This window comes from Flavobacterium sp. 11 (assembly GCF_002754315.1).
Taxonomy (GTDB): Bacteria; Bacteroidota; Bacteroidia; order Flavobacteriales; family Flavobacteriaceae; genus Flavobacterium; species Flavobacterium algoritolerans.
On sequence record NZ_PEFE01000001.1, the window covers coordinates 958,085 to 983,437 of the forward strand.

The 25,353-nt window shown below is 33.1% G+C and carries 22 protein-coding genes and 1 tRNA gene; 10 read left to right on the forward strand and 13 right to left on the reverse strand.

From position 1 onward, the window contains the following. Positions 1-170 precede the first annotated feature (170 nt). From mnmG to CLV00_RS04130, 3 genes are all read right to left on the reverse strand, one after another. Positions 171-2,042 (reverse strand): tRNA uridine-5-carboxymethylaminomethyl(34) synthesis enzyme MnmG, encoded by a 1,872-nt coding sequence (mnmG, locus tag CLV00_RS04120; RefSeq protein ID WP_099713940.1) that lies wholly within the window; start codon positions 2,040-2,042, stop codon positions 171-173. Positions 2,043-2,182: 140 nt separating this feature from the next. Then, positions 2,183-2,602, reverse strand: coding sequence for an rRNA maturation RNase YbeY (gene ybeY / locus CLV00_RS04125; RefSeq protein ID WP_099713941.1), 420 nt, complete (start codon positions 2,600-2,602; stop codon positions 2,183-2,185). Beyond that, positions 2,599-5,901 (reverse strand): hypothetical protein, encoded by a 3,303-nt coding sequence (locus CLV00_RS04130; protein ID WP_099713942.1) that lies wholly within the window; start codon positions 5,899-5,901, stop codon positions 2,599-2,601. The genes ybeY and CLV00_RS04130 overlap by 4 nt, the downstream gene beginning before the upstream one ends. Before the next feature lie 154 nt (positions 5,902-6,055). On the opposite strand from CLV00_RS04130, the gene gltX reads away from it, so the two are divergent. Continuing rightward, the gene (gltX, locus tag CLV00_RS04135; protein ID WP_099713943.1) at positions 6,056-7,561 is read left to right on the forward strand and encodes a glutamate--tRNA ligase; all 1,506 of its coding nucleotides are present in this window, start codon (positions 6,056-6,058) and stop codon (positions 7,559-7,561) included. A 94-nt stretch (positions 7,562-7,655) separates the two neighbouring features. Here the strand turns inward: gltX and CLV00_RS04140 are convergent, their stop codons facing one another. Next, positions 7,656-8,297 (reverse strand): outer membrane beta-barrel protein, encoded by a 642-nt coding sequence (locus CLV00_RS04140; RefSeq protein ID WP_099713944.1) that lies wholly within the window; start codon positions 8,295-8,297, stop codon positions 7,656-7,658. A 79-nt stretch (positions 8,298-8,376) separates the two neighbouring features. Between CLV00_RS04140 and CLV00_RS04145 the strand changes: the two genes are divergently transcribed. After that, positions 8,377-9,366, forward strand: a complete 990-nt coding sequence (locus CLV00_RS04145) for an SPFH domain-containing protein (RefSeq protein ID WP_099713945.1) — start codon at positions 8,377-8,379, stop codon at positions 9,364-9,366. Positions 9,367-9,393: 27 nt separating this feature from the next. On the opposite strand, the gene CLV00_RS04150 is transcribed toward CLV00_RS04145, so the two are convergent. The 4 genes from CLV00_RS04150 to CLV00_RS04165 all read right to left on the reverse strand — a co-directional run bounded on the left by CLV00_RS04150 (position 9,394) and on the right by CLV00_RS04165 (position 12,777). Beyond that, positions 9,394-9,648: a DUF6327 family protein gene (locus CLV00_RS04150; RefSeq protein ID WP_099713946.1), complete on the reverse strand. Its 255-nt coding sequence runs from the start codon at positions 9,646-9,648 to the stop codon at positions 9,394-9,396. Positions 9,649-9,651: 3 nt separating this feature from the next. After that, complete coding sequence (locus CLV00_RS04155) at positions 9,652-10,002, reverse strand: phage holin family protein (protein ID WP_099713947.1); 351 nt, start codon at positions 10,000-10,002, stop codon at positions 9,652-9,654. Between the two features lie 40 nt (positions 10,003-10,042). Continuing rightward, positions 10,043-10,372 (reverse strand): YtxH domain-containing protein, encoded by a 330-nt coding sequence (locus CLV00_RS04160; RefSeq protein ID WP_099713948.1) that lies wholly within the window; start codon positions 10,370-10,372, stop codon positions 10,043-10,045. 302 nt (positions 10,373-10,674) lie between these two features. Continuing rightward, positions 10,675-12,777 (reverse strand): glutamine--tRNA ligase/YqeY domain fusion protein, encoded by a 2,103-nt coding sequence (locus CLV00_RS04165; protein WP_099713949.1) that lies wholly within the window; start codon positions 12,775-12,777, stop codon positions 10,675-10,677. 124 nt (positions 12,778-12,901) lie between these two features. Here CLV00_RS04165 and folB point away from each other — a divergent pair, with 124 nt between their 5' ends. Next, positions 12,902-13,261 carry a dihydroneopterin aldolase gene (gene folB / locus CLV00_RS04170; RefSeq protein ID WP_099713950.1) on the forward strand — a complete coding sequence of 120 codons (360 nt, stop codon included), beginning with the start codon at positions 12,902-12,904 and terminating at the stop codon, positions 13,259-13,261. Between the two features lie 104 nt (positions 13,262-13,365). Further along, positions 13,366-13,436, forward strand: a tRNA-Cys gene (locus CLV00_RS16375). 576 nt (positions 13,437-14,012) lie between these two features. Here the strand turns inward: CLV00_RS16375 and CLV00_RS04175 are convergent. From CLV00_RS04175 to rnr, 3 genes are read right to left on the reverse strand one after another with little or no spacing between them, the layout of a single operon-like run. Then, the gene (locus CLV00_RS04175) at positions 14,013-14,690 is read right to left on the reverse strand and encodes a LysE family translocator (protein ID WP_099713951.1); all 678 of its coding nucleotides are present in this window, start codon (positions 14,688-14,690) and stop codon (positions 14,013-14,015) included. 41 nt (positions 14,691-14,731) lie between these two features. Next, positions 14,732-15,448 carry a head GIN domain-containing protein gene (locus CLV00_RS04180; RefSeq protein ID WP_233206853.1) on the reverse strand — a complete coding sequence of 239 codons (717 nt, stop codon included), beginning with the start codon at positions 15,446-15,448 and terminating at the stop codon, positions 14,732-14,734. Positions 15,449-15,453: 5 nt separating this feature from the next. Next, complete coding sequence (gene rnr / locus CLV00_RS04185; protein WP_099713952.1) at positions 15,454-17,646, reverse strand: ribonuclease R; 2,193 nt, start codon at positions 17,644-17,646, stop codon at positions 15,454-15,456. A gap of 118 nt (positions 17,647-17,764) precedes the next feature. Here rnr and CLV00_RS04190 point away from each other — a divergent pair, with 118 nt between their 5' ends. From CLV00_RS04190 to CLV00_RS04200, 3 genes are all read left to right on the forward strand, one after another. Continuing rightward, positions 17,765-17,998: a hypothetical protein gene (locus CLV00_RS04190; RefSeq protein ID WP_099713953.1), complete on the forward strand. Its 234-nt coding sequence runs from the start codon at positions 17,765-17,767 to the stop codon at positions 17,996-17,998. A gap of 756 nt (positions 17,999-18,754) precedes the next feature. After that, positions 18,755-19,183 carry a ribose 5-phosphate isomerase B gene (rpiB, locus tag CLV00_RS04195; protein ID WP_099713954.1) on the forward strand — a complete coding sequence of 143 codons (429 nt, stop codon included), beginning with the start codon at positions 18,755-18,757 and terminating at the stop codon, positions 19,181-19,183. A gap of 129 nt (positions 19,184-19,312) precedes the next feature. Next, a complete protein-coding gene (locus CLV00_RS04200; RefSeq protein WP_099713955.1) occupies positions 19,313-20,455 on the forward strand; it encodes an ATP-binding protein in 1,143 nt (380 codons plus the stop codon). Here the strand turns inward: CLV00_RS04200 and CLV00_RS04205 are convergent. Continuing rightward, positions 20,434-20,703, reverse strand: coding sequence for a DUF1294 domain-containing protein (locus CLV00_RS04205; RefSeq protein ID WP_099713956.1), 270 nt, complete (start codon positions 20,701-20,703; stop codon positions 20,434-20,436). The genes CLV00_RS04200 and CLV00_RS04205 overlap by 22 nt on opposite strands. A 64-nt stretch (positions 20,704-20,767) precedes the next feature. Here CLV00_RS04205 and CLV00_RS04210 point away from each other — a divergent pair, with 64 nt between their 5' ends. Then, on the forward strand, positions 20,768-22,891 hold the full coding sequence (locus CLV00_RS04210; protein WP_099713957.1) for a Tex family protein: 2,124 nt from the start codon (positions 20,768-20,770) through the stop codon (positions 22,889-22,891). A gap of 37 nt (positions 22,892-22,928) precedes the next feature. On the opposite strand, the gene tatA is transcribed toward CLV00_RS04210, so the two are convergent. Continuing rightward, positions 22,929-23,105 (reverse strand): twin-arginine translocase TatA/TatE family subunit, encoded by a 177-nt coding sequence (gene tatA / locus CLV00_RS04215; protein ID WP_099713958.1) that lies wholly within the window; start codon positions 23,103-23,105, stop codon positions 22,929-22,931. Positions 23,106-23,317: 212 nt separating this feature from the next. On the opposite strand from tatA, the gene CLV00_RS04220 reads away from it, so the two are divergent. Then, entirely contained in the window at positions 23,318-23,815 is a 498-nt protein-coding gene (locus CLV00_RS04220; protein ID WP_099713959.1) for a peptidase, read from the forward strand. A 38-nt stretch (positions 23,816-23,853) separates the two neighbouring features. Further along, positions 23,854-25,341 carry a GH3 auxin-responsive promoter family protein gene (locus tag CLV00_RS04225; RefSeq protein ID WP_099713960.1) on the forward strand — a complete coding sequence of 496 codons (1,488 nt, stop codon included), beginning with the start codon at positions 23,854-23,856 and terminating at the stop codon, positions 25,339-25,341. The last annotated feature ends 12 nt before the right edge of the window (positions 25,342-25,353 follow it).

The following is a 25,353-nucleotide window of genomic DNA, read 5'->3' on the forward strand; positions in this document are numbered from 1 at the left end:
ACCAACGGATGCTTTCAGGGCTGAATTATTTATTTTTGTGATTCTTCAATTATAACAAGGCTTCACAACGTAGTTTCACGTGGAACAGTTGATTTAAGATTTTTGATTAACGATTTGTGATTGCAGATTTAAATCAAAAATCGTTAATCCTATATCAACAATCTTAAATCTTATCGTCCCATATAAATCAACAACACCGAAACATCACTTGGCGACACACCACTGATTCTTGATGCTTGAGAAATGGTTACCGGACGAATCTTGCTTAATTTTTGCTTGGCTTCAATTGACATCGATTTGATTTTTTCATAGTCAAAGTTCTCTGGAATCTTTACATCTTCCAATCTTGTCAATTTATCCGCGTTGTTTCTTTCTTTCTCGATATAACCCGAATACTTCACTTGAATTTCGGCTTGTTCCAAAATTTCTTGGTCCAAATCGTTTTCTGCAACATAAGCTGCAACCTTTTCAAATTTCATGATGTCTTCCAAATCAATTTGCGGACGAGAGAATACTTTAAACATTTTATCTCCTTGCGTAATCAACGCCGTATCTTTTGACTCTAAAATTGGATTTGCTTCCGCAATCGAAACACTCGTTTCTTTGAAGAAAGCCACCATTTTTTCAGATTCTTTTAATTTGTGCTCCATTCTGCGCAAACGCGCTTCAGAAGCCAAACCTATTTCATGTGACATTGGTGTTAATCTGAAATCGGCATTATCCTGACGCAACAACGTTCTGTATTCTGCACGAGACGTAAACATTCTGTATGGCTCTTCAGTTCCTTTTGTAATTAAATCATCAATTAAAACCCCAATGTAGGCTTCGTCTCTTTTTAAAATTAATGGTGCTTTTTCATGCACTTTTAAATGCGCATTAATTCCTGCCATTAATCCTTGAGAAGCCGCTTCTTCATATCCTGTAGTTCCGTTTATTTGTCCGGCAAAATATAAACCTTCAACAAGTTTTGTTTCCAAAGTGTGTTTCAATTGTGTCGGCGGGAAATAATCATATTCGATTGCGTAACCCGGACGAAAGAATTTTACTTTCTCAAATCCCGCAACAGAACTCAATGCTTTGAATTGAATATCCTCAGGAAGCGATGTGGAAAATCCATTTACATAAACCTCGCACGTATTCCATCCTTCCGGCTCCACAAACAACTGATGTCTTTCCTTATCAGCAAAGCGATTAATTTTATCTTCGATCGATGGACAATATCTTGGTCCAAGACTTTTTATTCTTCCGTTAAACATTGGTGAACGATCAAAACCTTCTCTCAAAATATCATGAACATCAAGAGACGTATACGTCATATGACACGATTTTTGATGAATCAACGGAGAAGTCACATCGGAATAGGAAAACTTATCCGGTTTAGCATCTCCCTTTTCTTCGTTCATTTTTGAATAATCCAAAGAACGTCCATCAACTCTTGGAGGCGTTCCCGTTTTCATTCGTCCTGATTGAAAACCAGCCGCAACTAAATCTTCGGTAATTCCATACGCGGCACTCTCGCCTGCTCTTCCACCACCAAATTGTTTCTCACCAATATGAATCAAACCATTTAGGAAAGTTCCATTGGTCAACACAACCGATTTAGACCGAATCTCTACTCCAAGCGAAGTTCGGATTCCTTTTATTTTTCCGTTTTCAATAATCAAACCTTTCACCATTTCTTGATAAAAATCAAGATTTGGAGTTCCTTCCAACATCATTCTCCACTCCTCAGCAAAACGCATACGGTCACTTTGAACGCGCGGCGACCACATTGCAGGACCTTTGGACTTGTTCAGCATCTTGAACTGGATTGCAGTCCTGTCCGAAACAATTCCTGAGTATCCTCCAAGCGCATCAATCTCACGCACAATTTGTCCTTTGGCAATTCCACCCATCGCTGGATTACATGACATCTGCGCAATATTCTGCAAACTCATTGTAACCAATAAGGTTTTTGAACCCAAATTTGCGGCAGCGGCGGCAGCTTCTGAACCTGCATGCCCTGCGCCCACAACGATTACATCATATTCATTTAGAAACATCTTCTTTTATAATTTAATCCTTGTTCAGGATTGTAATTTTGAAATCTATATTTTGTTCCACGTGAAACATTGCAAACCTATTTTTAAACCAACTTTAAATGTTCCACGTGAAACACTTTTGATTTAAAAACAAAACAGCACTATTGTTCCACGTGAAACATAGCTATTTTTTCGTCTTCTTTACTCCTCATCAAAAGCTCTTCAGCTTCCCCTTTATCTTTATAACCGCAGTAATGTAAAATACCGTGAACTAAAACGCGCTTTAATTCTTCCTCAAAAGAAACATTGAAATCAGCCGCATTGTCTTTTACTCTTTCAACAGAAACAAAAATATCTCCGTGCAATTCATTACCCATAGAATAATCAAAGCTTATGATGTCCGTTAGCGTATCGTGATCCAGATATTCTACATTGATTTTGTGTAGATATTCATCATCACAAAAGATATAATTTATCTCTCCTTCTTTCTTGTTTTCCGAAGTAATAACATTTCCCAACCAAGCCTCAATGGCTTCTTCGTTGTCTAAATTAAAGTCGGTTTCGTAATTAAAATTGATCATTTTTTATTAAAATATTCTTGAACCTTTTGATTAAAATTCGATCGCAAAGGTAAGGATTGTCTATTTAATATTTCTATGCTATTCAAATAATCTAATAAAGCAGCTGGCAGCGCATTAGATTGATTACTAAACTCCTTTTTATTAGTTTCAGATTGGCGTTTATTTTCCTCTCCTTGTTGTTGTATGGCAGAATTCAATTTCAATAATTCCTGTTTTACATTCAGTATCTTTTGAAGTGTTTCGTTCTTAAAACCTTTGTTCAATAATTGCTTTTCAATTTGCTTCATCTGTTCCAAAGCGCTTTGTCCATTACCTCCCAATCCATGTTTATTCAATTCGTTTTGCAATGCTTCGCGCAATTGCTTTTGCTCTTTATAAATTTCCATTATAGCTTGTGCATCGCCTTCGCCACCCTCACCTTCTTCACCCGATTCTCCAGGTTTACCTTGTTTGCCGTTTTGTCCTTTTTGACCTTCGCCAGGTTTATCCCCTTTTTTAATTCCGTCTTTCATTTTCTCACCAAGACCTTCTTGCTTTTTAATAATATCTGGTAATTGCATTCCTTGGCCTTGACCTGGCTTCGGTTTCCCAGAACCCATTCCTGACATCTGCATTTGCATATTGTTAAGCATATCACTTAAAAAATCTGCAAGTTTATTAGCTGCAGAAACAGTATATTGTTGGTGTGACAAACCTTTTGGAACTTGAGCATCGGTTAAACTGGATAAAGACTTATCTACATTGTAAACTACATTACCAATTTCTTTGGTTATGTCTTCAGCAATTTTTGGATTACGCAACGACATTGCAAACAAACTGTCATCAACATGCTTAAACTGTTGCTTTAAATCCTGTTGGATTTTAATGTTTTTATTAAAAGCCGGAGACCCTGATTTGTGCTTTTTGAACTGATTCATCAAGTCTTCTTGTGACAAAGAAAATGCTAATAAGTTATCCAAGATTTGTCGCAACATTGCCACATCTTCCTGCAACTGTTCCATCTCACCTTGCTCCAAAGTTTGTGCCATTTTTTGCGCCATCTCTTTCATCTTTTTGGAAGCGCTTTTTTGATTAGGCTTTGCTTTGTCCTTTTTGTCTTTCTTCAATTCCTCAGACGCTTTCTTTAAATCTTCGTCTATACTTTTTTCTTTAGCATCGTCTTTAGGCAAGTCCAAAGGTGATTTCAATTCCTTATTTTCTTTTTCAAGATCGTTTAAATCTTCTTGGATTTTGTCAAACTCAGTATTGATGTCTTCTTGTTTATCCAGTTTGTTTTCCTTTTCATCATTAGATAATTTATCTTGCTTATCAGAAAGCTTGTCCAATTTGTCACCTAATTGTTCTGCTTTCTTTTCTACATAAAACCTCTTTGTCAACTCCACCAACTGTTCTAAATTCTTAGTTTGGTTTTTACTGTTTTGTTTGAATTTATCCAACTTAGACAACAACTCTTCATTCTGAATTTTATCGTTTAGTTCTTTCAATTCATCCAAAAGCTTCTGGTTTTTTTCCAATTCTTTTTCGGCTTTGTCCATTCGCTTTTGAAGCTCTTCTTTCAACTCATCCTTTTTATCGGTTTTGAATTGCTCCAAATTATCGTTCATTTTTTTTGTGAATTCTTTCATCATCTCATCCTGTTTCATTTGACGCTTGATGAAATCATTTACTTTTTGCTGATCTTTGAAATCCAGATTTTCTTTTTCTTTTCCAGTTTTTTGCAACTTCTCCATTTCAGAAATTTGCTTATCCTGGTTTTTTAAAGACTTCTCTAAACTGTTAATGTTATCATTTTGCTGCTGCAAAATTTGATCTTCCTTTTCTTCATTTGTGGAAACACGATTAGAGAAAACGGAAGACTTTGTACTTTTAAAATTATGGATGGCATCGTTATCAAAAACTTCGAAATAATAATCATAAGACACACCTTGCTCCACCGGAAGATTACTTGGAAACGAAAATACGAATTGGTCAAAAGCACTTTTCTTAATAGCAATTGTTCCACGTTTGGCAGTTTGTGGTTTCTCTCTTTCGTAATACACAATCTGAAGTCTAGACAAACCATAATCATCTGAGATTTGACCTAAAACATAGTTCTTAGCCACCTTCAAACTGTCCGGTGCGTTGTTCACATTAATCGTTGGGAACTGATCTTTTACAATAGTAAGCTGATAATTGAGTTTTTCGTAGTTTTTTACCTTATCATTTGAAGTAAATATTTGATAATCTGTGTTTTGAATTATATTTTTAGATAAAACAAAGGTGTTTTCAGTTTTCGAAAAAGTAGCTTTTGAAATTCCATCCATCCACGCTACATTTTCTGTGGCTTGCGTATTCATTTTCCAAGTCACACGCGTTCCTTCCGGAATAAGAGCATTTCCTGTTCCTTTTATAGTTTCTGATTTTTTATTCAAATAAGAAGGAAAGTTCAACTGCATTTCAAAATTAGCAATCGATGGAACGGTAATCACTTTCAATTCATAATCTGGAGAAGAAATAGCATTTCCCTCCACGTGGAACAAAATGTTTTCTGAAGGCTTCGCCATCTTAAATTGGAATTCTCCAGCTTTAGTAGATTCCATAAAATAACTTTCGTCGTCAATAAAAATTATCGCATTCTCAGGAACAATTTTTCCTTCGGTTTTTATTCGAAGGATAAAATCCTTTCCTTGCTCCGTTTGTAAATTCGAATTAAGAACTACAAATTTAAAAGGAGCCGGCGGCAGAAAAGCCGAATTGAAATGTACTACTCTATTCAAACTTTGAGAAATCATGTTGCTGTTACCCGAGACATAAAAGAAAGCAAACAATAATATTGGAATTAAAGCCAAAGGAAAATACTTTCTGTTTCGGTTATAATTAATGGCATTCCCAAAAGGAATTGGTTGCAACGCATTCGCTTTTTGTTCAATCGATGCGGCCAATAATTCCGATTTGATTTGATGTTCGCTGGGATTTGATAATTGCAAAAAGTTAGTCAGCTTGTCGCTCACTTCTGTAAAATGATTTCCAATAATTGCCGAAGCCAGATTGTAATCGATTCCTTTTTGAAGTTTGAATAATTTAAAAATTGGAAACAAAATAAAACGAAACAACAAATACACTTCTACTCCAACAAAAGTCCAAAACAAAATGGTTCTTCCCATTGGCTTGAGCCAAAGAAAATATTCGACAAAAAGCGTAAATAGAAAATACAACAATCCTAAACCGATAAAGAAAATTGTTCCCCGTATCAATTCGTTGGTATAAAACTTCCTGATGAAAGCTTCTAGTTTTTGATAAATAAATTGCTGATTTTCCAAAATTTATACTTTGTTTTTTATAACCAATAAAAGTAACAATTTATATGAACAAAGAAATGTTAAAAATCATCAAACTCATTAATCTTACATTATCTCATTTTCAGATAATCCAATTGAGTAATCGAATTTGTATCTTCGCAAAAAATTTACAGCAATGTCTAAACAAGTTCGGGTGCGTTTTGCACCAAGTCCAACTGGACCTTTACATATTGGCGGAGTTCGTACCGCATTATTCAATTATTTGTTTGCCAAAAAAAACAATGGGGTTTTCTTCCTGAGAATTGAAGATACGGATCAAAATCGTTTTGTTCCAGGAGCCGAAGAATATATCATGGAAGCACTGGAATGGTTAGGAATTGCACCAGATGAGACCATTGGTAAAAATGAAAAATTTGGTCCATACCGTCAAAGCGAAAGAAAAGATTTGTACCAACAATATGCTGCTGAATTAATCAATTCCGGGAATGCGTATTATGCTTTTGATACAGCAGAAGCTTTGGATGCAGCAAGAAAACTAGAAGAAGAACAAGGAAAAACCTTTATATACAATCATACTAACAGAGAAAAACTGGACACTTCGTTAGTGATTTCTGCAGACGAAACTGCTAAAAGAATTGCTGCTGGAGAACATTATGTCATCCGTTTTAAAACTCCGGTGAACGAAACGTTGCATTTGCATGACATTATTCGTGGTGATGTGAAATTTGAAACGAATCTTTTGGATGATAAAGTATTGTTCAAAAGTGACGGAATGCCAACCTATCATTTGGCTAATATTGTGGATGATCATTTAATGGAAACGTCTCACGTAATTCGTGGTGAAGAATGGTTGCCATCAATGCCATTGCACGTTTTATTGTACAGAGCATTTGGTTGGGAAGCACCAGAATTTGCACATTTACCTTTGATTATGAAACCTGTTGGAAACGGAAAATTATCCAAACGTGATGGTGACAAAATGGGATTTCCTGTATTTCCATTGGATTGGAAAACCGCAGAAGGCGTTTCATCAGGTTACAGAGAAAAAGGATTTTTCCCGGAAGCAGTAATCAACTTTTTAGCGTTATTGGGTTGGAATGACGGAACCGATAAAGAATTATTCTCGCTGGAAGAATTAGTTGCAGCATTTGACTTGAACAGAGTTCATAAAGCTGGGGCTAAATTTGATCCGGAAAAAAACAAATGGTTCAATCACCAATATTTAATCAAGCAAGAAGATGCAACTTTGGCGAAAGCCTATGCTCCTATTTTGGCTGAAAAAGGGTTTTCTGTAGCTGATACTGTTCTAACAAAAGTGGTTTCTTTAATCAAAGAACGTGCACATTTTGTTTCTGAATTTTGGGAAATGAGTGATTTCTTTTTTGTGGCTCCAACAGCGTATGATGAAAAAGCCAGCAAAAACTGGAATTCAGCAACTCCGGTATTGATGCAGGAATTAATTTCTGTTGTGGAAGAAATCACTGATTTCACTTCTATGAATATCGAAACGATTGTGAAAGACTGGATGACTAAAAATGAAATTGGAATGGGAAAAGTAATGCAACCATTTCGTTTGAGTTTGGTTGGAGCGCTGAAAGGTCCTCACCTATTTGATATCGTTGAAGTAATTGGAAAAGACGAAACGATAAAAAGAATTCAAAAAGCGATAGCGACTTTGTAGTTTTTAAACACAAAGTTATCCAAGAAAGGCTCAAAGTTCACTAAATAAACCTAGTGAACTTTGAGCCTTCTACTTAATACTCTTATGTGATTAGCTACAAATAAATAATCAAATTCCCGTTTAGTATTCCTGGATTGCCTTTGAAATTTACTCCTAAATTCTTGTTGTTCAAGTTTTCAAGCATGTTATTGACACCATATTGATAGGAAACATTGGCTCTGAAATGACGAACACCAAACGTGATTCCAACTGTTGGATAAAAATTAAAATTAGAAATCTCTCTAATATCTTTGGCTAACAACGTTGTACCAGATATAACATTATTTTCATCTGTATTATCAATATTTAATTTTCCATTTACTTGAACAATGGGTCCAAACTCAATACTCAAATGATTTTCAACAAGTTTATAACTCACTTGTAAAGACACTTGAGCTGACGCCAATTTATAGTTAACATCTTCCTTAGCCAAAGTAAAAGTGTTTGTTGCAACAGAAAAATTATTCTCGCTAAATTGAATGTTATACACCATGTCCCAATTATTATAGAAATTTCCCCGCATAGAAAGTCCGGCATTCCAACCCAATTCAGGTTTAGTTTGGAAATTATCAGTGTTCAAGGTAAATTGATTGACTCCAAAACTGATTCCTATCCTATTTGAATCCCTGTATTTATATTGGGAAAAGGCTGTTATGGAAATGAAAACAAAAAATAAAGTAAACGATATCTTTCTCATATAATTGAAATTTACAAAGACAAACCTAAAGTTTTTTTGTAAATTGTGAGATAATTTTTAACTAAAAACAAAAAATATTATGAATATTGCGTTAATTATCCTACTAGTCTTTGGGTTCTTTATTTTACTGTCTTCTTTTTTTACGGTAAAACAACAAACAGCTGTTGTTGTAGAACGATTTGGAAAATTTTTAAGTATCAGACAATCCGGTTTGCATTTAAAGATTCCTTTGATAGATAGAATTGCAGGACGTGTGAATCTAAAAATTCAACAATTAGACGTTATCATTGAAACAAAAACTAAAGATAACGTTTTTGTTAAGCTTAAAGTTTCAGTTCAATTTATGGTTATTAAAGAGACCGTTTATGATGCTTTTTATAAACTGGAATATCCACACGATCAAATTACTTCTTATGTATTTGATGTCGTTCGTGCCGAAGTTCCAAAATTAAAATTGGACGATGTTTTTGAAAGAAAAGATGATATTGCCATTGCTGTAAAAAGAGAATTGAATGAAGCCATGACTACTTACGGATACACGATTATCAATACTTTGGTAACAGATATTGATCCGGATATTCAAGTGAAAAATGCCATGAATAGAATTAATGCTGCTGATAGAGAAAAAACGGTAGCTGAATTTGAAGCTGAAGCATCAAGAATTAGAATTGTAGCCAAAGCCGAAGCTGAAGCCGAAAGCAAAAGATTACAAGGACAAGGTATTGCGAACCAAAGAAGAGAAATTGCCAAAGGTTTAGTGGAAAGTGTAGATGTTTTGAACAGAGTTGGGATAAATTCTCAGGAAGCTTCAGCATTGATTGTAGTGACACAACATTATGATACACTGCAAGCTATTGGCGCTGACGCAAATTCTAATCTGATTTTATTGCCTAATTCTCCACAAGCTGGAAGTGACATGCTCAACAATATGATTGCTTCGTTCAGTGCTTCCAATCAAGTGGGTGAATTGATGAAAAAAAGAGGTGAAAAAGGAACTTCAAGAAGAGAAAAAAATATAGAAATTCCTGAAAAACCAGAAACTCCAGAAAGCCCGGAAACAGAAGAATAATTTACTAGAATTCATAAAAAAAGAGGCTTAATTGCCTCTTTTTATTTTTTTAATCCATTTGATTACGTACGGTAATGCAATGTTTAAGATTGTTCCGTAAGACCCTGAAAAGGCCGATAAAGAAGAACCAACAACTCCACTTACTAGATTCATTGGTGTTATGCTTTCTTTTGTTTTTTGAAAACCATAAGCCAATTTCTGATAACTGATTTCTTGTTCAATCTTTAAAATTTCAAGTTCCCTTTCAATTTGAGCATACGAAGAATATTTTTTGGTTTCCATAAGTTAGTCGTTAAAAAATATTTCTGAAAATTTCTCTAAAATTGGTCCTTCAACGATTTTATCTTTTATAGAAAATAAAATTCCTGTAATCACAAGATAAACTCCTCCAACGATTAAAAATCCCAAAGCGTAACTATCTAAAGCGATACCTATAGCTAACGCAGCGGCAACAGAACAAAACAATAAAACCATACTGAAACACAATAAAATCAATGAAAATTTTATGATCATCGTTGTTGATTTCATTGCAACCTTGAAACCCCACAATTTATAATACGCCACAGTACTTTCTAAATAAGCTTTGGCTTGTTCTTGAATGTTTTCTGTATTTTCTTTTAGTTCTTCAAAGGCCATGGATTTGTTTTTAGGATTTGATACAATAGGTAAATCAAAATTATTTTTGAAGTTTTGCGTTCTGCCTCTTTAGCTCCGCTAATTTTTCTTCTAAGAATGAAATTACATCTTCGGTCTTGTGACTCATATTTGAAACTAGTTCTTCATAAGTTTCTTCTAAATCAAATTTTGCACTTGTGAATTTATCTTTCAATTCTAAAGATGCATTGTCCAATTTATTTTTTAATTCACATTTAACATCATCAAAACCATCTTTAATTTTTCCTCTTGTTTTAGAACCTTTATCCGGAGCAAATAAAATTCCGATTCCAGCTCCGATAGCTGCTCCTGTCAAAAGAGCCAATAATGTATTTCCCGTATTATTCGACATGATTCTTAATTTTAAAAGTTTGTTTCATAAAGATACGGATTTATTAACAACAACCCGTTAACAACTCGTTAAAGTGTAATTTTACAAGGCAAAAAGCAAATAAAAGCGAGCTGTTTAATGTTTATTTGAATTCTATATTGATTATTATTTGTTTTAAAAAACTGCCTTAAAATCAATTTATGAACCTCGTTTTTAATTGGAAATAATTATTAAAAACACTTTTTTTATAAGAAATTACAATAATAATAAAAGCCCTCTAAGAAGAGAGCTTTTAATTGATAAAATCTATTTAAAAATAAATCTTAAAATTTAAGGTCATTTAATAATTGTAACACTTTTTCGTTTTTCTCGTTCGTTTTTAATTCTGAAAGTTGCGTTTCGAAAAGGCTGAAATTATTCAAATCATTTTGCAAATTTTCAACAGCTAAAATTCTAACGGCTGCCATTTGACTTTTTAACGACATTGTGTATAATTTTGTCAAAGCTTCTTCTTCAATATCTTTTACTTGAACTTTATCTGAATGATGTAAAATCAAATTAGAAAACAACAAGGAGTTATTGTCATTCTTGATATTTTTGACAATAGTCTGAATAATTAAACTGTAATTATCAATACTTTTTATGTTTTCAACAATGCTGTTTAAAATCAAAATCGCGTTGTTTTCATCCTTTTCTTTTACATATTTATTGATTTCTTTTTGAGTGTTCATCAATAAATTTTCCTCTTTTTTGCCTTTTTCTTCCCAAGCATCTTTCAATCCAACGGTTTTATTAAAGACAATTTTACCTTCGGTTGTATCTTTATCCACATTGAAATAACCCAAACGTTGAAACTGGAATTTCTCTCCAGATTGAACCGTTGCTAAACTTGGTTCTACAAATCCTTTTACAATTTGTAACGAACTTGGATTCATAAATTCTAAGAAATTTTTCTCTTTATGACTGTCTGGTGCTTCATCAATAAACAAGCGATCATAGAGACGAACTTCTGTTTCTAAAGCATGTTGAATAGAAACCCAGTGCAAGGTTCCAGCCACTTTCCTTTGACTGGCTTCACTCCCACTTCCGCTTCTGCTGTCTTCATCATACGTTACATGAATCTCCGTAATAGTTCCAGCTGCATCTTTTATAACACTTTCTCCTTTAATGATATACGCATTTTTAAGACGTACTTCTCGGCCTAAACTCAATCGGAAAAACTTCGCGGGAGCATCTTCTAAAAAGTCTTCTCTTTCAATAAATAATTCTTTTGAAAAAGGAACTTTTCTAAATCCTGCACTTTCATCTTCCTGATTATTTTCGGCTTCCAGCCATTCTTCTTTATCTTCCGGATAATTAGTAATTACTAATTTTATCGGATCTAAAACCGCCATAACTCTTGGAGCAGTTTTATTCAAATCTTCGCGCAAGCAAAATTCCAAAAGTGAAAAATCGATTATATTTTCTCTTTTGGCAACACCAATAATATCACAAAACTTACGAATAGAATTAGCTGTATAGCCTCTTCTTCTTAATCCGGAAATCGTTGGCATTCTTGGATCATCCCAACCATTAACTATATTTTCCTGTACCAATTGCAACAGTTTTCGCTTGCTCATTACAGTGTAATTCAAGTTCAAACGCGCAAATTCATATTGATGTGGTTTTACTTTTGAGTCATCATAAATTTGGTCCAAAAACCAGTTGTATAATTCTCTGTGCATAACAAATTCTAACGTACAGATAGAATGCGAAATTTGTTCTATATAATCACTTTCTCCGTGTGCGAAATCATACATTGGATAGATTTTCCAATCGTTTCCTGTTCTGTGGTGATGACGGTGTAAAACACGATACATTAATGGATCACGCATCAACATATTAGTCGAAGTCATATCAATTTTAGCACGTAAAACATGGCTTCCTTCCTCAAAATCTCCATTTTTCATTCCTTCGAACAAAGTAAGATTTTCTTCGATAGAACGGTTTCTGTAAGGTCCATCAACTCCAGGTTGTGTGGGTGTTCCTTTTTGCGCAGCCATATCCTCTGAAGATTGACTGTCAATATAAGCTTTACCGTTTTTAATCATTTTTACAGCCCAATCATATAATTGTTGGAAGTAATCAGAAGCATATCGTTCTTCGGCCCAATTGAAGCCCAACCATTGCAAATCTTCTTTTATGGCATCTACATATTCCTGCTCTTCTTTGGCAGGATTTGTATCGTCAAAACGTAAGTTAACTGGCGCATTGTACTTTAATCCCAATCCAAAATTCAAGCAAATCGATTTGGCATGACCTATGTGTAAATACCCATTAGGTTCTGGTGGAAAACGGAAACGTAATTTATCTTGGGGAAAACCGTTTGATAAACTGTCTTCTATGATTTGTTCTATAAAATGGAGTGATTTTTCTTCAGTTGACATTTTTTTGTTTTATTTTAGCAAAGGTAAAAAAGTTTAAGGTTTAATGTTTACTGTTTCCATAGAAACCTATGAAAAGTTAGCAATTCAGCTTTAAACTTTACGCTTTAAACAAAAAAATAAAATAATGGGAATCATAAAACTTAAAAATATAAGAACCTACTCCTACCACGGTTGTTTAATCGAGGAAGGAAAAATAGGGTCTGACTATACCGTAAATTTAGAAGTTAAGACTGATTTGAGAAAATCTAGTATCACGGATGATTTGAAGGATACCGTGGATTACGTGCTTTTAAATCGCATTGTTGTAGAAGAAATGGCTATTCGTTCGGACTTATTAGAACATGTGGCACACCGAATCATAACTCGAATTTTTGAGGAAATTCCTGAGGTTTCCAGAATTATTGTTGCAGTTTCTAAACTCAATCCTCCTATTGGTGGTGATGTTGAAGCAGTTACTATAGAAATGGAAGAATATAGAAGTTAAATAAGAAATGTTTGAAAAGGATAAAAAAATATTTTTTGAAACTTTTAAACTTTAAGCTTTTAAACTTTAAACTTTTTAAGTACTTTTGCCATCCGTTTAACCATGGCGTCGTGGCCGAGCGGCTAGGCTGGGCTCTGCAAAAGCTCCTACTCCGGTTCGAATCCGGACGATGCCTCTAAAACCTTCAAAGTAATTTGGAGGTTTTTTTATGTCTAATTTTTAAGAAAAATTAAAAAAAGATATAGTTCGAATCCGTCCTGAAGCTTCGGGAGATGCCGCTAAAACCTTCAAGGAAACTTGGAGGTTTTTTTATGTCTAATTTTTAAGAAAAATTAAATAAAAAATATAGTTCGAATCCGCAGAAAAATCTAAAACTTTCAAAGTAATTTGGAGGTTTTTTTATGTCTAATTTTTAAGAAAAATTAAATAAAGATATAGTTCGAATCCGCAGAAAAATCTAAAACCTTCAAAGTAATTTGGAGGTTTTTTTATGTCTAATTTTTAAGAAAAATTAAATAAAAGATATAGTTCGAATCCGCAGAAAAATCTAAAACCTTCAAAGCAATTTGGAGGTTTTTTATGTCTAAATTATTAATCATTAAGAAATTAAGTTTCATTAAGATTTAGACTTAATTTTTCTTAATTTCTTAATGGTTAAAAAAAAATGACTTAACTTTTTAAATAAAAAAAGCCCTGACTCTAAATTAATTAGAATCAAGGCTTTTTTTATTATTATAGAAATTATATTCTTTTAATTATCTATTTTATCAAATGCTTTTTTAACCATTGCTTTTTCTTCTGGGAACCAACCTTGAGTTATTAAAACCATCCCAAAAACCATCATCACAATACTGATTCCTTTTTTGATTTTAAGAATGTTTACCGGTGTTAGTTTTGTTTTTAATTGCTTGGCTAATAATATTTTAATACAATCAATAAGTAAATATGAAACCACCACTGATGTAAAAAAAGTTATCATTCTGGAGGTTTGCATTTCTAGTTTTGGTCCTACTGAAATAATAATAGCCAACCAAAAACCAAGAACACCAATATTAATAATGTTTAACAAAAACCCTTTTATAAAAAGACTTAAATAGTTTTTTTTGACTATTTCCCTGTCAATAATATCAGTATTTATTTTTTCTTCTTTTTTTAATTGTATGAAGGAAATTATACCATAAACCAGCATCAATACACCTCCAAAAATAAAAAGTGCCGGTTGATCTTTTAAACTTTGAATCAACCTGTAACTTCCTAAATAAGCAATTCCAATAAAAACAATATCTCCTGAAACTACTCCTAAATCAAATACTAAAGCAGCTCTAAACCCTTTTATAATACTTGTTTCCAGTAAAATAAAAAAAACAGGACCAATCATAAAACTCAAGAAAATTCCCCAAGGAATACCAGATAAAATATCGTTTATCATTAAAAATTTAAATTTATTACCATAAAATCTAAACCAAAGTACTAATTTTTTTCTAAAATAGTACCGCCAATGAAAACTTCCTTATTAATCTGTTTTGGTTTACCGTAGATAAAAATAGAGCCTCCTGCTTTCACTTTTGCATCAACTAATGTAGTTGCATGAATTTCAGATTTTCCTCCGGCAGCAACGCTTATTGTTGTTTGTTTTGTATATAAATCAATTGCTTTTAGAATTCCGCCTGAAGTAATAACAACATCTTGATTTGTTGCTTTACCAGAAACATCAATTATTCCGCCGGCACTTGCTTTTATATTCACTTTATCAACATCAATTTCAATGTTAATCTCTGCTCCTGATTTTGCATTTAAATCTAACATAGTTTGTTTGAAATCAGTTTCACTTGATACATAACTTCCCTCACTGGCGCTGATACTTTCAATATTTTTGAAATATAATTTTATTGTAATATCATCTCCAGATAACAATTGTGGAAATGGCATTCTGATTTTCAATTCGCCATTTTTATTTACTGTTTCAACTTCATCTGCTCGATCTCCAGTGATAACTATTTTATTTTCTGAAGCTGGAATTAATTTTACATTAATTTTATCAAATACTTTTACTTCATCAAAATCTCCTAAGTTTCTGCTTACCTGAGCATTTGTAATTTGAGTTAACAATACAAAGGCAATAATCACTAATTTTTTACTCATATTTCTAATATTGCTTTTTTGGTATTCGTGAATCTTTGATTTCATTTTTTTTATTTAATTGGTTCTTCAATTCTTCTTAAAAAATTAAAATCCAGTTGTTTTTTAACTAAATCGGCATTTTTTACTTTAACGTAAATTTCATCTCCTAATTGTAATAATCTGCCAGAAGTTGCGCCAGTTAGTGCATATTGTTTTTCATCAAAAGTGTAATAATCGTCTTTTATATCACGTATTCTACACATTCCTTCACATTTATTTTCGATGATTTCTACATAAATTCCCCATTCTGTCACACCAGAAATTACACCTAAAAATTCCTGATCCTGATGATCCTGCATGTATTTTACCTGCATGTATTTGATAGAATCACGCTCGGCATTGGTTGCTAAACCTTCCATTGTAGATGAATGCAAACATTTTGTTTCATACGTTTCTTCATCAGCTGATTTTCCTCCATCAAGATAATGTTGTAATAATCGATGCACCATTACATCCGGATAACGACGAATTGGCGAGGTAAAATGAGAATAATATTCAAAAGCCAAACCATAATGTCCTATGTTATCCGTAGAATATTTGGCTTTACTCATACTTCTAATCGCAAGCGTATCAATTAAATTCTGCTCTTTTTTACCATTCACTTCTTCCATCAACGCATTCAATGATTTAGAAATATCACCTTTGTTTCGGAAATCAATTTTGTAACCAAACTTGGCAATTACCGTTTGCATGGCAATTAATTTATCTTCATTTGGTTCATCATGAATCCTGTAAATGAAGGTTTTCTTTTGTTTTCCAATATATTCTGCTACTTTTTTATTGGCCAAAAGCATGAATTCTTCAATCAAATGATTCGCATCTTTTGATATTTTAAAATAAACACCTTGAGGTTCTCCAGCTTCATCTAAATTGAATTTCACTTCTACTTTATCAAAAGAAATCGCTCCGTCAGCCATTCTTCTTTTTCTGAAAATTTTAGCTAATTCATCCATTTTTAGCGTCGCTGCAACAATTGCTTCTGAAACTTGATACGAACTTCCAGTTATAGAAATTTCTTCCGGAATAACATCATCCTTGGTTTCTATGATGTATTGCGCTTCCTCGTAAGAGAATCTTTGATCTGAATAAATTACTGTTCTACCAAACCATTGATTGACCACTTGAGATTTTTCGGTAATTTCGAATATAGCCGAAAACGTATATTTTTCTTCATTTGGACGCAATGAACAAGCAAAATTTGATAATACTTCCGGTAACATTGGTACTACTCTATCTACTAAATAAACTGATGTTGCTCTTTGATAGGCTTCATCATCTAGGATTGTTCCTTCTTGAAGATAATGGGAAACATCGGCAATGTGAATACCAATTTCGTAATTACCATTCTCCAATTTTTTAAATGATAAAGCATCATCAAAATCCTTTGCATCTTTTGGATCAATGGTAAAAGTCAATGTATCACGCATATCGCGACGTTTGGCAATCTCACTTTCTTCTATTGAAGTATCAATTTTTTGTGCAAACGTTTCTACTTCAATAGGAAACTCTGATGGTAATCCGTATTCAGCAAGAATAGCATGAATTTCTGTATCGTGTTCTCCTGGTTTCCCTAAAACTTTTATTACGGAACCAAAAGGACTATCAGCTCTGGCTGGCCAATCTTCGATATGAACCAAAACTACATCACCTTGCTCTGCCTCGCCTATTTTATCCTTTGGAATAAAAATATCAGTATACATTTTTGGATTTGCAGTAGAAACAAAAGCAAAATTAGCTTGAATGTCAATTACACCAACAAAGTCAGTTTTATTTCTTTCAATCACTTCAATGACTTCACCTTCAGGTCTTTTTCCTTTTCTTCGATTGTAAACATACACTTTGACAATATCTTTGTCTAAAGCATGGTTCAAATTATTGGTAGGAATAAAAACATCTTCTTCTAAATCTGGGCAAACAAAATAAGCTGTTTTACGTCCCGTCATGTCAATTTTACCTTCGTAATAGTCTTTGCTTATTGCTTTTACTAAATATTTACCAGGTTCAGATTCTATAATTTTATTTTGAGAAGCCAGAATCTTCAAATCTTTTATAATTTGATTTCTGCTTTGGGTATCATCGAGTTCCAGCTTTGCTCCTATTTGTTTATAATTGAATGCTTTATTAGCACTTTGCGATAATATTTTTAATATTTTATCAGAGTAGTCTTTCTCTTTTTTTATCGGCTTTCTTAATCTTTTACTCATATATCTTTTCTTAAAAGTTTAAAATTACAAAATACTTAACTGTTTTCGGTAAAGAGCTAACAGTTTTAAAGAAAATATAACTTTAAAGAATAGTTGTATCTTTATAAAAACAATTAAAATGGAAGACTTTCAAACAATTGCGATTTTTAATTATTCACATGAAATTGTAGTGCTGAAGCATTTATTGGAACAAGAAAAAATTAATTATTTTTTTGAAAACGAAACCTTAGTTTCAGTTGATCCATTTGGGAGTTTTGCCTACGGTGGAATCAAGCTTAAAATTCACATCAATGATTTTGAAAAAGTGCAAGAATTTCTTGATGACTTGAATAACAATCTAAAAATCGTTTAAAGGAAATTAGAACAGTAAAATCTATTTTTTAAATTTTAATTTTTTCAAAGTTGTCAACATATATTTAAATAAACAAAAAGAAAAATTAAATTTAAATTCTTTCTTGGTTGTTATTATAGTGTGTTAATAGTGGCAATAAATTTATTTTAAAATGTATTGAAATCAAGTTAAAAGATGTTATACGGACTTATCAACATAGTTATTTTATACTAAAGTATTCGTTTTAAAGTCTTTTCTAATTTTAATTAACAATGGTTAATAATCTAAAAAGAATTGATTTTGTAAATAAGTACTTTTCTAAAATTTGTTGATAAACTACTTTTTAATATTGATAACTATTCTAAAAATTCAACGAACTTAATTTGGATTTCTAATGTGGGTTTTGGATTACTTATTTTTTGGATACAACCATAAAAAACTTCTAATATTCTATCTAAAGTTATGAACATTGTATGTTAATTTAAAGTTAACTGAATATCAGGCAATTGCGTTTTGCTATTAACAATGTAAATTTTTAACATTTTAAATATAAAATCCACATTGATTTACAGCTATTTATAGATTTATTGGAATTGTTGATAACCGCTAATATAATAGAAATCTGATAGTTATAAAATATCCTGTTAACTTATATTTTTCCTGACTTATATCAATTGTAATAATCAATTAAAGAAGCGAATAAAGAAGCGAAATTTAAATTCTGCAAAACTAGATTTCTTTATTTAAATTTGCACCACACAACTTAATACATATAAGATGAAAATCTCCATAGGAAACGATCACGCAGGACCAGATTACAAAAAAGCAATTGTTGAAATGCTTAAAGCAAAAGGACATGAGGTAACTAATTACGGAACAGATTCAGCAGACAGTGTGGACTATCCTGATTTTGGTCATCCGGTTGCGACCGATGTTGCTGAGGGAAAAGCTGATTTTGGAATTGTTATTTGCGGAAGCGGAAACGGAATTTCTATGACAGTGAATAAACAGTCTAAAGTTCGCGCTGCTTTATGTTGGATGAAAGAAATTGCAGTTTTGGCGCGTCAACACAATGATGCGAATATTATTAGTATTCCCGCTCGTTTTACTTCAATTCCACAAGCAGTAGAAATGGTAGAAGCGTTCTTAAACACCGAATTTGAAGGTGGAAGACACCAAAATAGAGTAGATAAAATTTCTTGTTAGAAATTTTTATTGACTGAATTTACATTAATTCAGTCAGTACGTTGACTGAATTTACATTAATTTAGTCAACGTACTGACTGAATTACTATTTTTTGATTATATTTGGTTTAGATTTCTAAATCAAATAGAATGGAAAATTATTTAAAAAGAGCAGTGTTTCAAGATTTTGGTAACAAAGTACTTCCTAATAAAGTATTGATTTTACTAGGTGCTCGTCGTGTTGGAAAAACCGAACTAATAAAAAATTACCTTCAAACTATTCCTGATGGAAGTTATTTGCAACTGAACGGGGAAGATATTAATGACGCTAATCTGCTCAAAGAACGTTCTGTAGCAAATTACAAGCGATTATTACTCAATATTGATTTACTGGTTATAGACGAAGCCCAAACGATTCCTGATATTGGACTTATTCTAAAATTGATTGTGGATGCTATTGATGGAATCAAAATCATTGCTACAGGTTCCTCAATATTTGATTTAAACAACAATCTTGGTGAACCATTAGTAGGACGAAAAAACACGTTGTATCTTTTTCCATTGGCACAAATGGAATATTCCCAATACGAAAATTACAAACAAACTACAGAAAAATTAGAGGAAAGATTACTCTTTGGAAGTTATCCGGAACTGATTCAATATTCAGATTGGGAGGATAAAAAAGAGTATTTATATGAAATCATCAATTCGTATTTACTGAAAGATATTTTAGTTTTTGAAGGAATAAAACACGCCGATAAAATATATGATTTGCTGCGTTTGATAGCCTATCAATTAGGAAAAGAAGTTTCGTTGCAGGAATTAGCAAATCAGTTGCAAATGTCTAAAAACACAGTTGCTAACTATTTAGATTTGCTTTCTAAAGTGTTTATTATTTTCAAAGTAGAAGGGTTTAGTCGCAATCTTCGAAAAGAAATTGTGAAATCCAGCCGTTGGTATTTTTATGACAATGGCATTAGAAACGGCATCATTAATAATTTCAACCGATTGGATTCTAGAACAGATGTGGGTGATTTATGGGAAAATTACTTGGCGGTAGAACGCGTTAAAAAGCAAAATTACCTAAAAATAAAAACGAATAATTATTTCTGGCGGACTTATGATCAGCAAGAACTAGACTGGCTTGAGGAAAAAGGCGAAGAACTGGCTGGATTTGAGTTTAAGTGGAGTGAAACCAAAAAAGTCAAAATTCCTGCTGCTTTCGCAAAAGCCTATCCGGAAGCTACTTTTGAAGTAATCAACAAGAGTAATTATTTAGATTTTATAACATAGAAATACACTATAAAAAGTTGCAATATCCCAATTAAAAAAAACTTCCATAAAAAAGACATTTTAGAAGTTTTGTGTCGAAAAAAAAGCATCGCTAAACCGGAACCAATTGTTCCGCCGATTAGACTCGTAAGCAATAAATTACGTTCAGAAATGCGCCTTTTTTGCTGTATGGCCAGCCGTTTGTCAACTCCTATTATTGAAAAAGCAACTAAATTAATAAGTGGAAAATACCAGAATAAAAAAGACATAAATAAGGAGTTTTGACTCAAAGATACTATTTTAGCAACATGATTTTATAATCTTAAATTTAAAATGACTAATATACAATTCATATCAAAAATCGTTGCTACAGCAGCAATAAACATTGAAAAAACCGTTCAATTATTACAAGAAGATTGTACGATTCCGTTTATTTCGAGGTATAGAAAAGATACAACAGGAAATCTGGATGAAGTACAAATAGAACAAATTGCAAAGCTCCAAAAAGAATACGAGGTTATTGTAAAACGTAAAGAAGCGATTTTAAAATCGATTCAGGAACAAAATTCACTTAGTCCAGAATTAGAAAAAAAAATCCAACAGAGCTTCGATTTACAAGAATTGGAAGATTTTTATCTGCCATTCAAAAAGAAGAAAAAAACGAAAGCCGATGTTGCCCGTGAAAACGGATTAGAACCGTTGGCAAAAATCATCATGGCGCAAAATAATGATGATGTCGATTTCATTTCAACACAATATTTGAATGAAAATGTAATCAATGAAGAAGCAGCTTTGCAAGGAGCAAGAGACATTATTGCCGAATGGATTAATGAAAATATTTATGTTCGAAAGCAACTCCGAAGATTGTACGAACGCAAAGCAACCATTACCACCAAAGTAGTAAAAACGAAGAAAGACGACGAAGCGGCGCAGAAATTCAATCAGTATTTCGATTGGTCAGAACCGTTGACTAAAGCACCATCGCATCGGTTATTAGCGATGCTTCGTGCCGAAAATGAAGGCTTTATCAAGTTTAAAGTAGAAGTTGATATTGATGAAGCGTATGATATTATTGATGCGTTAGTTTTAAAAGGTCAAAATAAAACCACGCCACACGTACAATTAGCCATCGAAGACAGTTACAAACGATTGCTAAATCCAGCCATTTCAAATGAAGCCTTGCAAGAAGCAAAAGCGAAGGCTGATGCTAATTCGATTCAGGTTTTTGCGAATAATCTTGGACAGTTATTATTAGCTCCGCCTTTGGGTGAAAAACGAATTCTGGCGATTGATCCAGGATTTAGAAGTGGTTGTAAAATTGTTTGTCTGGACGAAAAAGGGGATTTGTTATACAACGAAACAATTTATCCGCATGCGCCTCAAAAAGAGGAAGCGATGGCGATGAAAAAAATTCGTTCAATGGTGAATTCGTATAAAATTGATGCTATTTCAATAGGAAATGGAACGGCTTCACGTGAAACCGAATTTTTTATCAAGAAAATAGCTTTCGATAAACCGGTTCAGGTTTTTATTGTTTCCGAAGCCGGAGCATCGGTGTATTCAGCTTCAAAAATCGCTCGAGACGAATTTCCTAATTTTGATGTGACGGTTCGTGGTTCGGTTTCTATCGGACGACGATTGAGTGATCCATTGGCGGAGTTAGTAAAAATTGATCCAAAAGCCATTGGCGTAGGCCAATATCAACATGACGTGGATCAAAACAAGTTGAAAGAAGAATTAGACAGTACGGTGATTCGTTGCGTGAATTCGGTTGGTGTAAATATCAACACAGCAAGTAAACATTTGTTGAGTTATGTGAGTGGAATAGGAGAGAAGCTGGCCGAAAACATCGTGCAATACCGTTCCGAAAACGGTCCTTTTCAAGACAGGAAACAACTCAAAAAAGTGCCGCGTTTGGGCGAGAAAGCGTACCAACAAGGCGTTGCTTTTATCCGAATTTCGAATGCGAAAAATCCGTTGGATAATTCGGCTGTGCATCCGGAAGCGTATGGAATTGTGGAGAAAATGGCAAAAGATTTGAAATTGACAGTAAATGATTTGATTGCTAACAAAGAGAAAACCGCTTTGATAAAACCAGAAAATTATATTACTCCAGAAATAGGTTTATTGGGATTGAAAGACATTATTAAAGAACTCGAAAAACCGGGATTAGACCCAAGAAAATCTGCGAAAGTATTTGAATTTGACCCGAATGTAAAAACGATAAAAGATGTAAAAACGGGAATGGTCTTACCTGGAATTGTAAATAATATTACCAATTTTGGTTGTTTTGTGGATATTGGAGTGAAAGAAAGTGGTTTGGTTCACATTTCACAACTCAAAGCAGGTTTCGTAAGCGATGTGAATGAAGTGGTAAAATTACACCAACATGTTCAGGTAAAAGTGACTGAAGTCGATGAGGATAGAAAACGGATTCAGTTGAGTATGATACTTTAAAATAAAAAAAAGGCTTTTCAATTGAAAAGCCTTTTTTTTATTTTGTTTCTTCTTCTTCTTTTTTATCAGCTGGCTGATTGTCTTTGGCTGCGTTTTTGAATTCTTTAATTCCGCTTCCTAGACCTTTCATTAATTCTGGAATTTTTTTACCTCCAAAAAGTAATAAAACAATCGCCAATATAACAAGGATTTCTGTAACACCTAATCTTCCCATGATTGAATAATTTATTGCTTAAGCAAATTTGTAATAACTCTAATGGCAAAGGTATATAGAATTAGTTAACGGAAACTCATTTTGGTACATTTATTTGGTTTCAAAAGCGTTAAAAATTTATTAAAAATAAATTTAGATGAAAAAAAGTGAACAAAAACAAGCGAATACAATCAACGACAATAATTGTTATATTTGTTCAATAATAAAAAAGTATGTCAAAAAAACGACTAAAACGGCGCAAACTCAAGGAAAATTTATTCAATAAACGACGTTTAATAATACTTAACGAAGATACTTTTGAAGAGACATTTTCTTTGAAACTTACTTTAATGAATGTTTTTGTGGTAGCGACTTTAGGAGCGATAATAATTACATTTGTTACTACTTTTATTATTGCTTTTACCCCATTACGAGAATTTATACCCGGTTATTCTTCCTCAAAATTAAAGAAGGACGCAATGGAACTGGCTTTGAAATCAGATTCTTTGACACGAGCTTTAAAGAAAAATGAAGCGTACATCCAGTCGATTCAAAAAGTGTTGACAGGAGAGTTAGAATATGCAAAATTCAATAAAGATTCGATACTTTCGGCTGCGGATGAAGTGCCTTCTCAAGCTGATTTAGCTGCATCAAAACAAGAACTGGAACTGAGAGAACAAGTGGCGAAAGAAGAAAAAAAAGCACTTTCTAAAAAATCAAAAAAAGAGTAAAAAAACCAACTTTTATCTTTTAAAGAACAAAAATAAAAATGTCAATAAAATCTACGGCTGCAAAATTATTTGCACAAAAAATATACAAGAAAACACAACTTTGGGCCAATAATCCTATTGAAACTCAAAAGAAGGTTTTGCAAAAATTAATCAAAGAAGCGAAGAAAACACAATTTGGTATTGACCATCATTTTGACCAAATAAAAACTCAACAGGATTTTGCGAAACAAGTTCCAGTAAGAGATTATGAAGGATTGAAACCTTATGTTGATAAGGTGGTAAAAGGCCAGGAGAATATACTTTGGAAAGGAAAACCGCTTTATTTTGCCAAGACTTCCGGAACTACTTCTGGGGCAAAATACATTCCGTTGACTAAGGAATCCATGCCGTTTCATATTGAAGCGGCTCGAAATGCAATTCTACATTACATTCATGAAACCGGAAACGCTGATTTTGTGGATGGGAAAATGATTTTCTTGCAAGGAAGCCCAATATTAGAAGAAAAAAACGGAGTTAAATTAGGCAGATTGTCTGGAATTGTCGCTCATTTTGTTCCAAAATACCTTCAAAAAAACAGAATGCCTTCTTGGGAAACCAATTGTATTGAAGATTGGGAAACCAAAGTAAATGCGATTGTAGAGGAAACTTTTAATAAAGACATGAGAGTTATTTCTGGAATTCCGTCTTGGGTTCAAATGTATTTTGAAAAACTAAATCAAAAAGGAGGGAAGCCCGTAGGAGACATTTTCAAAAACTTCAATTTGTTTATTTACGGTGGTGTGAATTATGAACCGTATCGCGCCAAATTTGAGAATCTTATTGGACGAAAAGTAGACAGTATTGAGCTATTTCCGGCTTCGGAAGGCTTTTTTGCCTATCAGGATTCGCAAAAAGAAAAGGGAATGTTACTGCTTTTGGACTCCGGAATTTTCTATGAATTTATAAAAAGTGACGAATTCTATACTGAAAATCCAAAACGATACACCATCGGCGAAGTAGAACTGGGTGTGAATTATGTCCTGATTATTTCTACCAATGCGGGACTTTGGGGCTACAATATTGGAGATACCGTTCAGTTTACCAGTTTAAAACCTTACAGAGTTATAGTATCCGGAAGAATCAAACATTATATTTCGGCTTTTGGAGAACATGTGATTGGCAAGGAAGTGGAAAGTGCGTTGCAGGAAGCAATTATTGGAACAGATATTCGCATCAATGAATTTACCGTTGCGCCACAAATCACGCCGGTAGAAGGATTGCCGTACCACGAATGGTTCATCGAATTTGAGAACGAACCGGAAGACAGCGTATCTTTTGCGGAAGCGATAGATACCGCCATGCGCAAACAAAATGTGTATTATGACGATTTGATTGTGGGCAAAGTGTTGCGTAAAGTGGTTGTCACCAAAGTGGCTAAGAATGGGTTTCAGGATTATATGAAATCGATAGGCAAACTGGGAGGACAAAATAAAATTCCGAGACTCTCTAATGACAGAAATATAGTAGATTTATTAAAAAATAAATAAAAGAGTTACCTT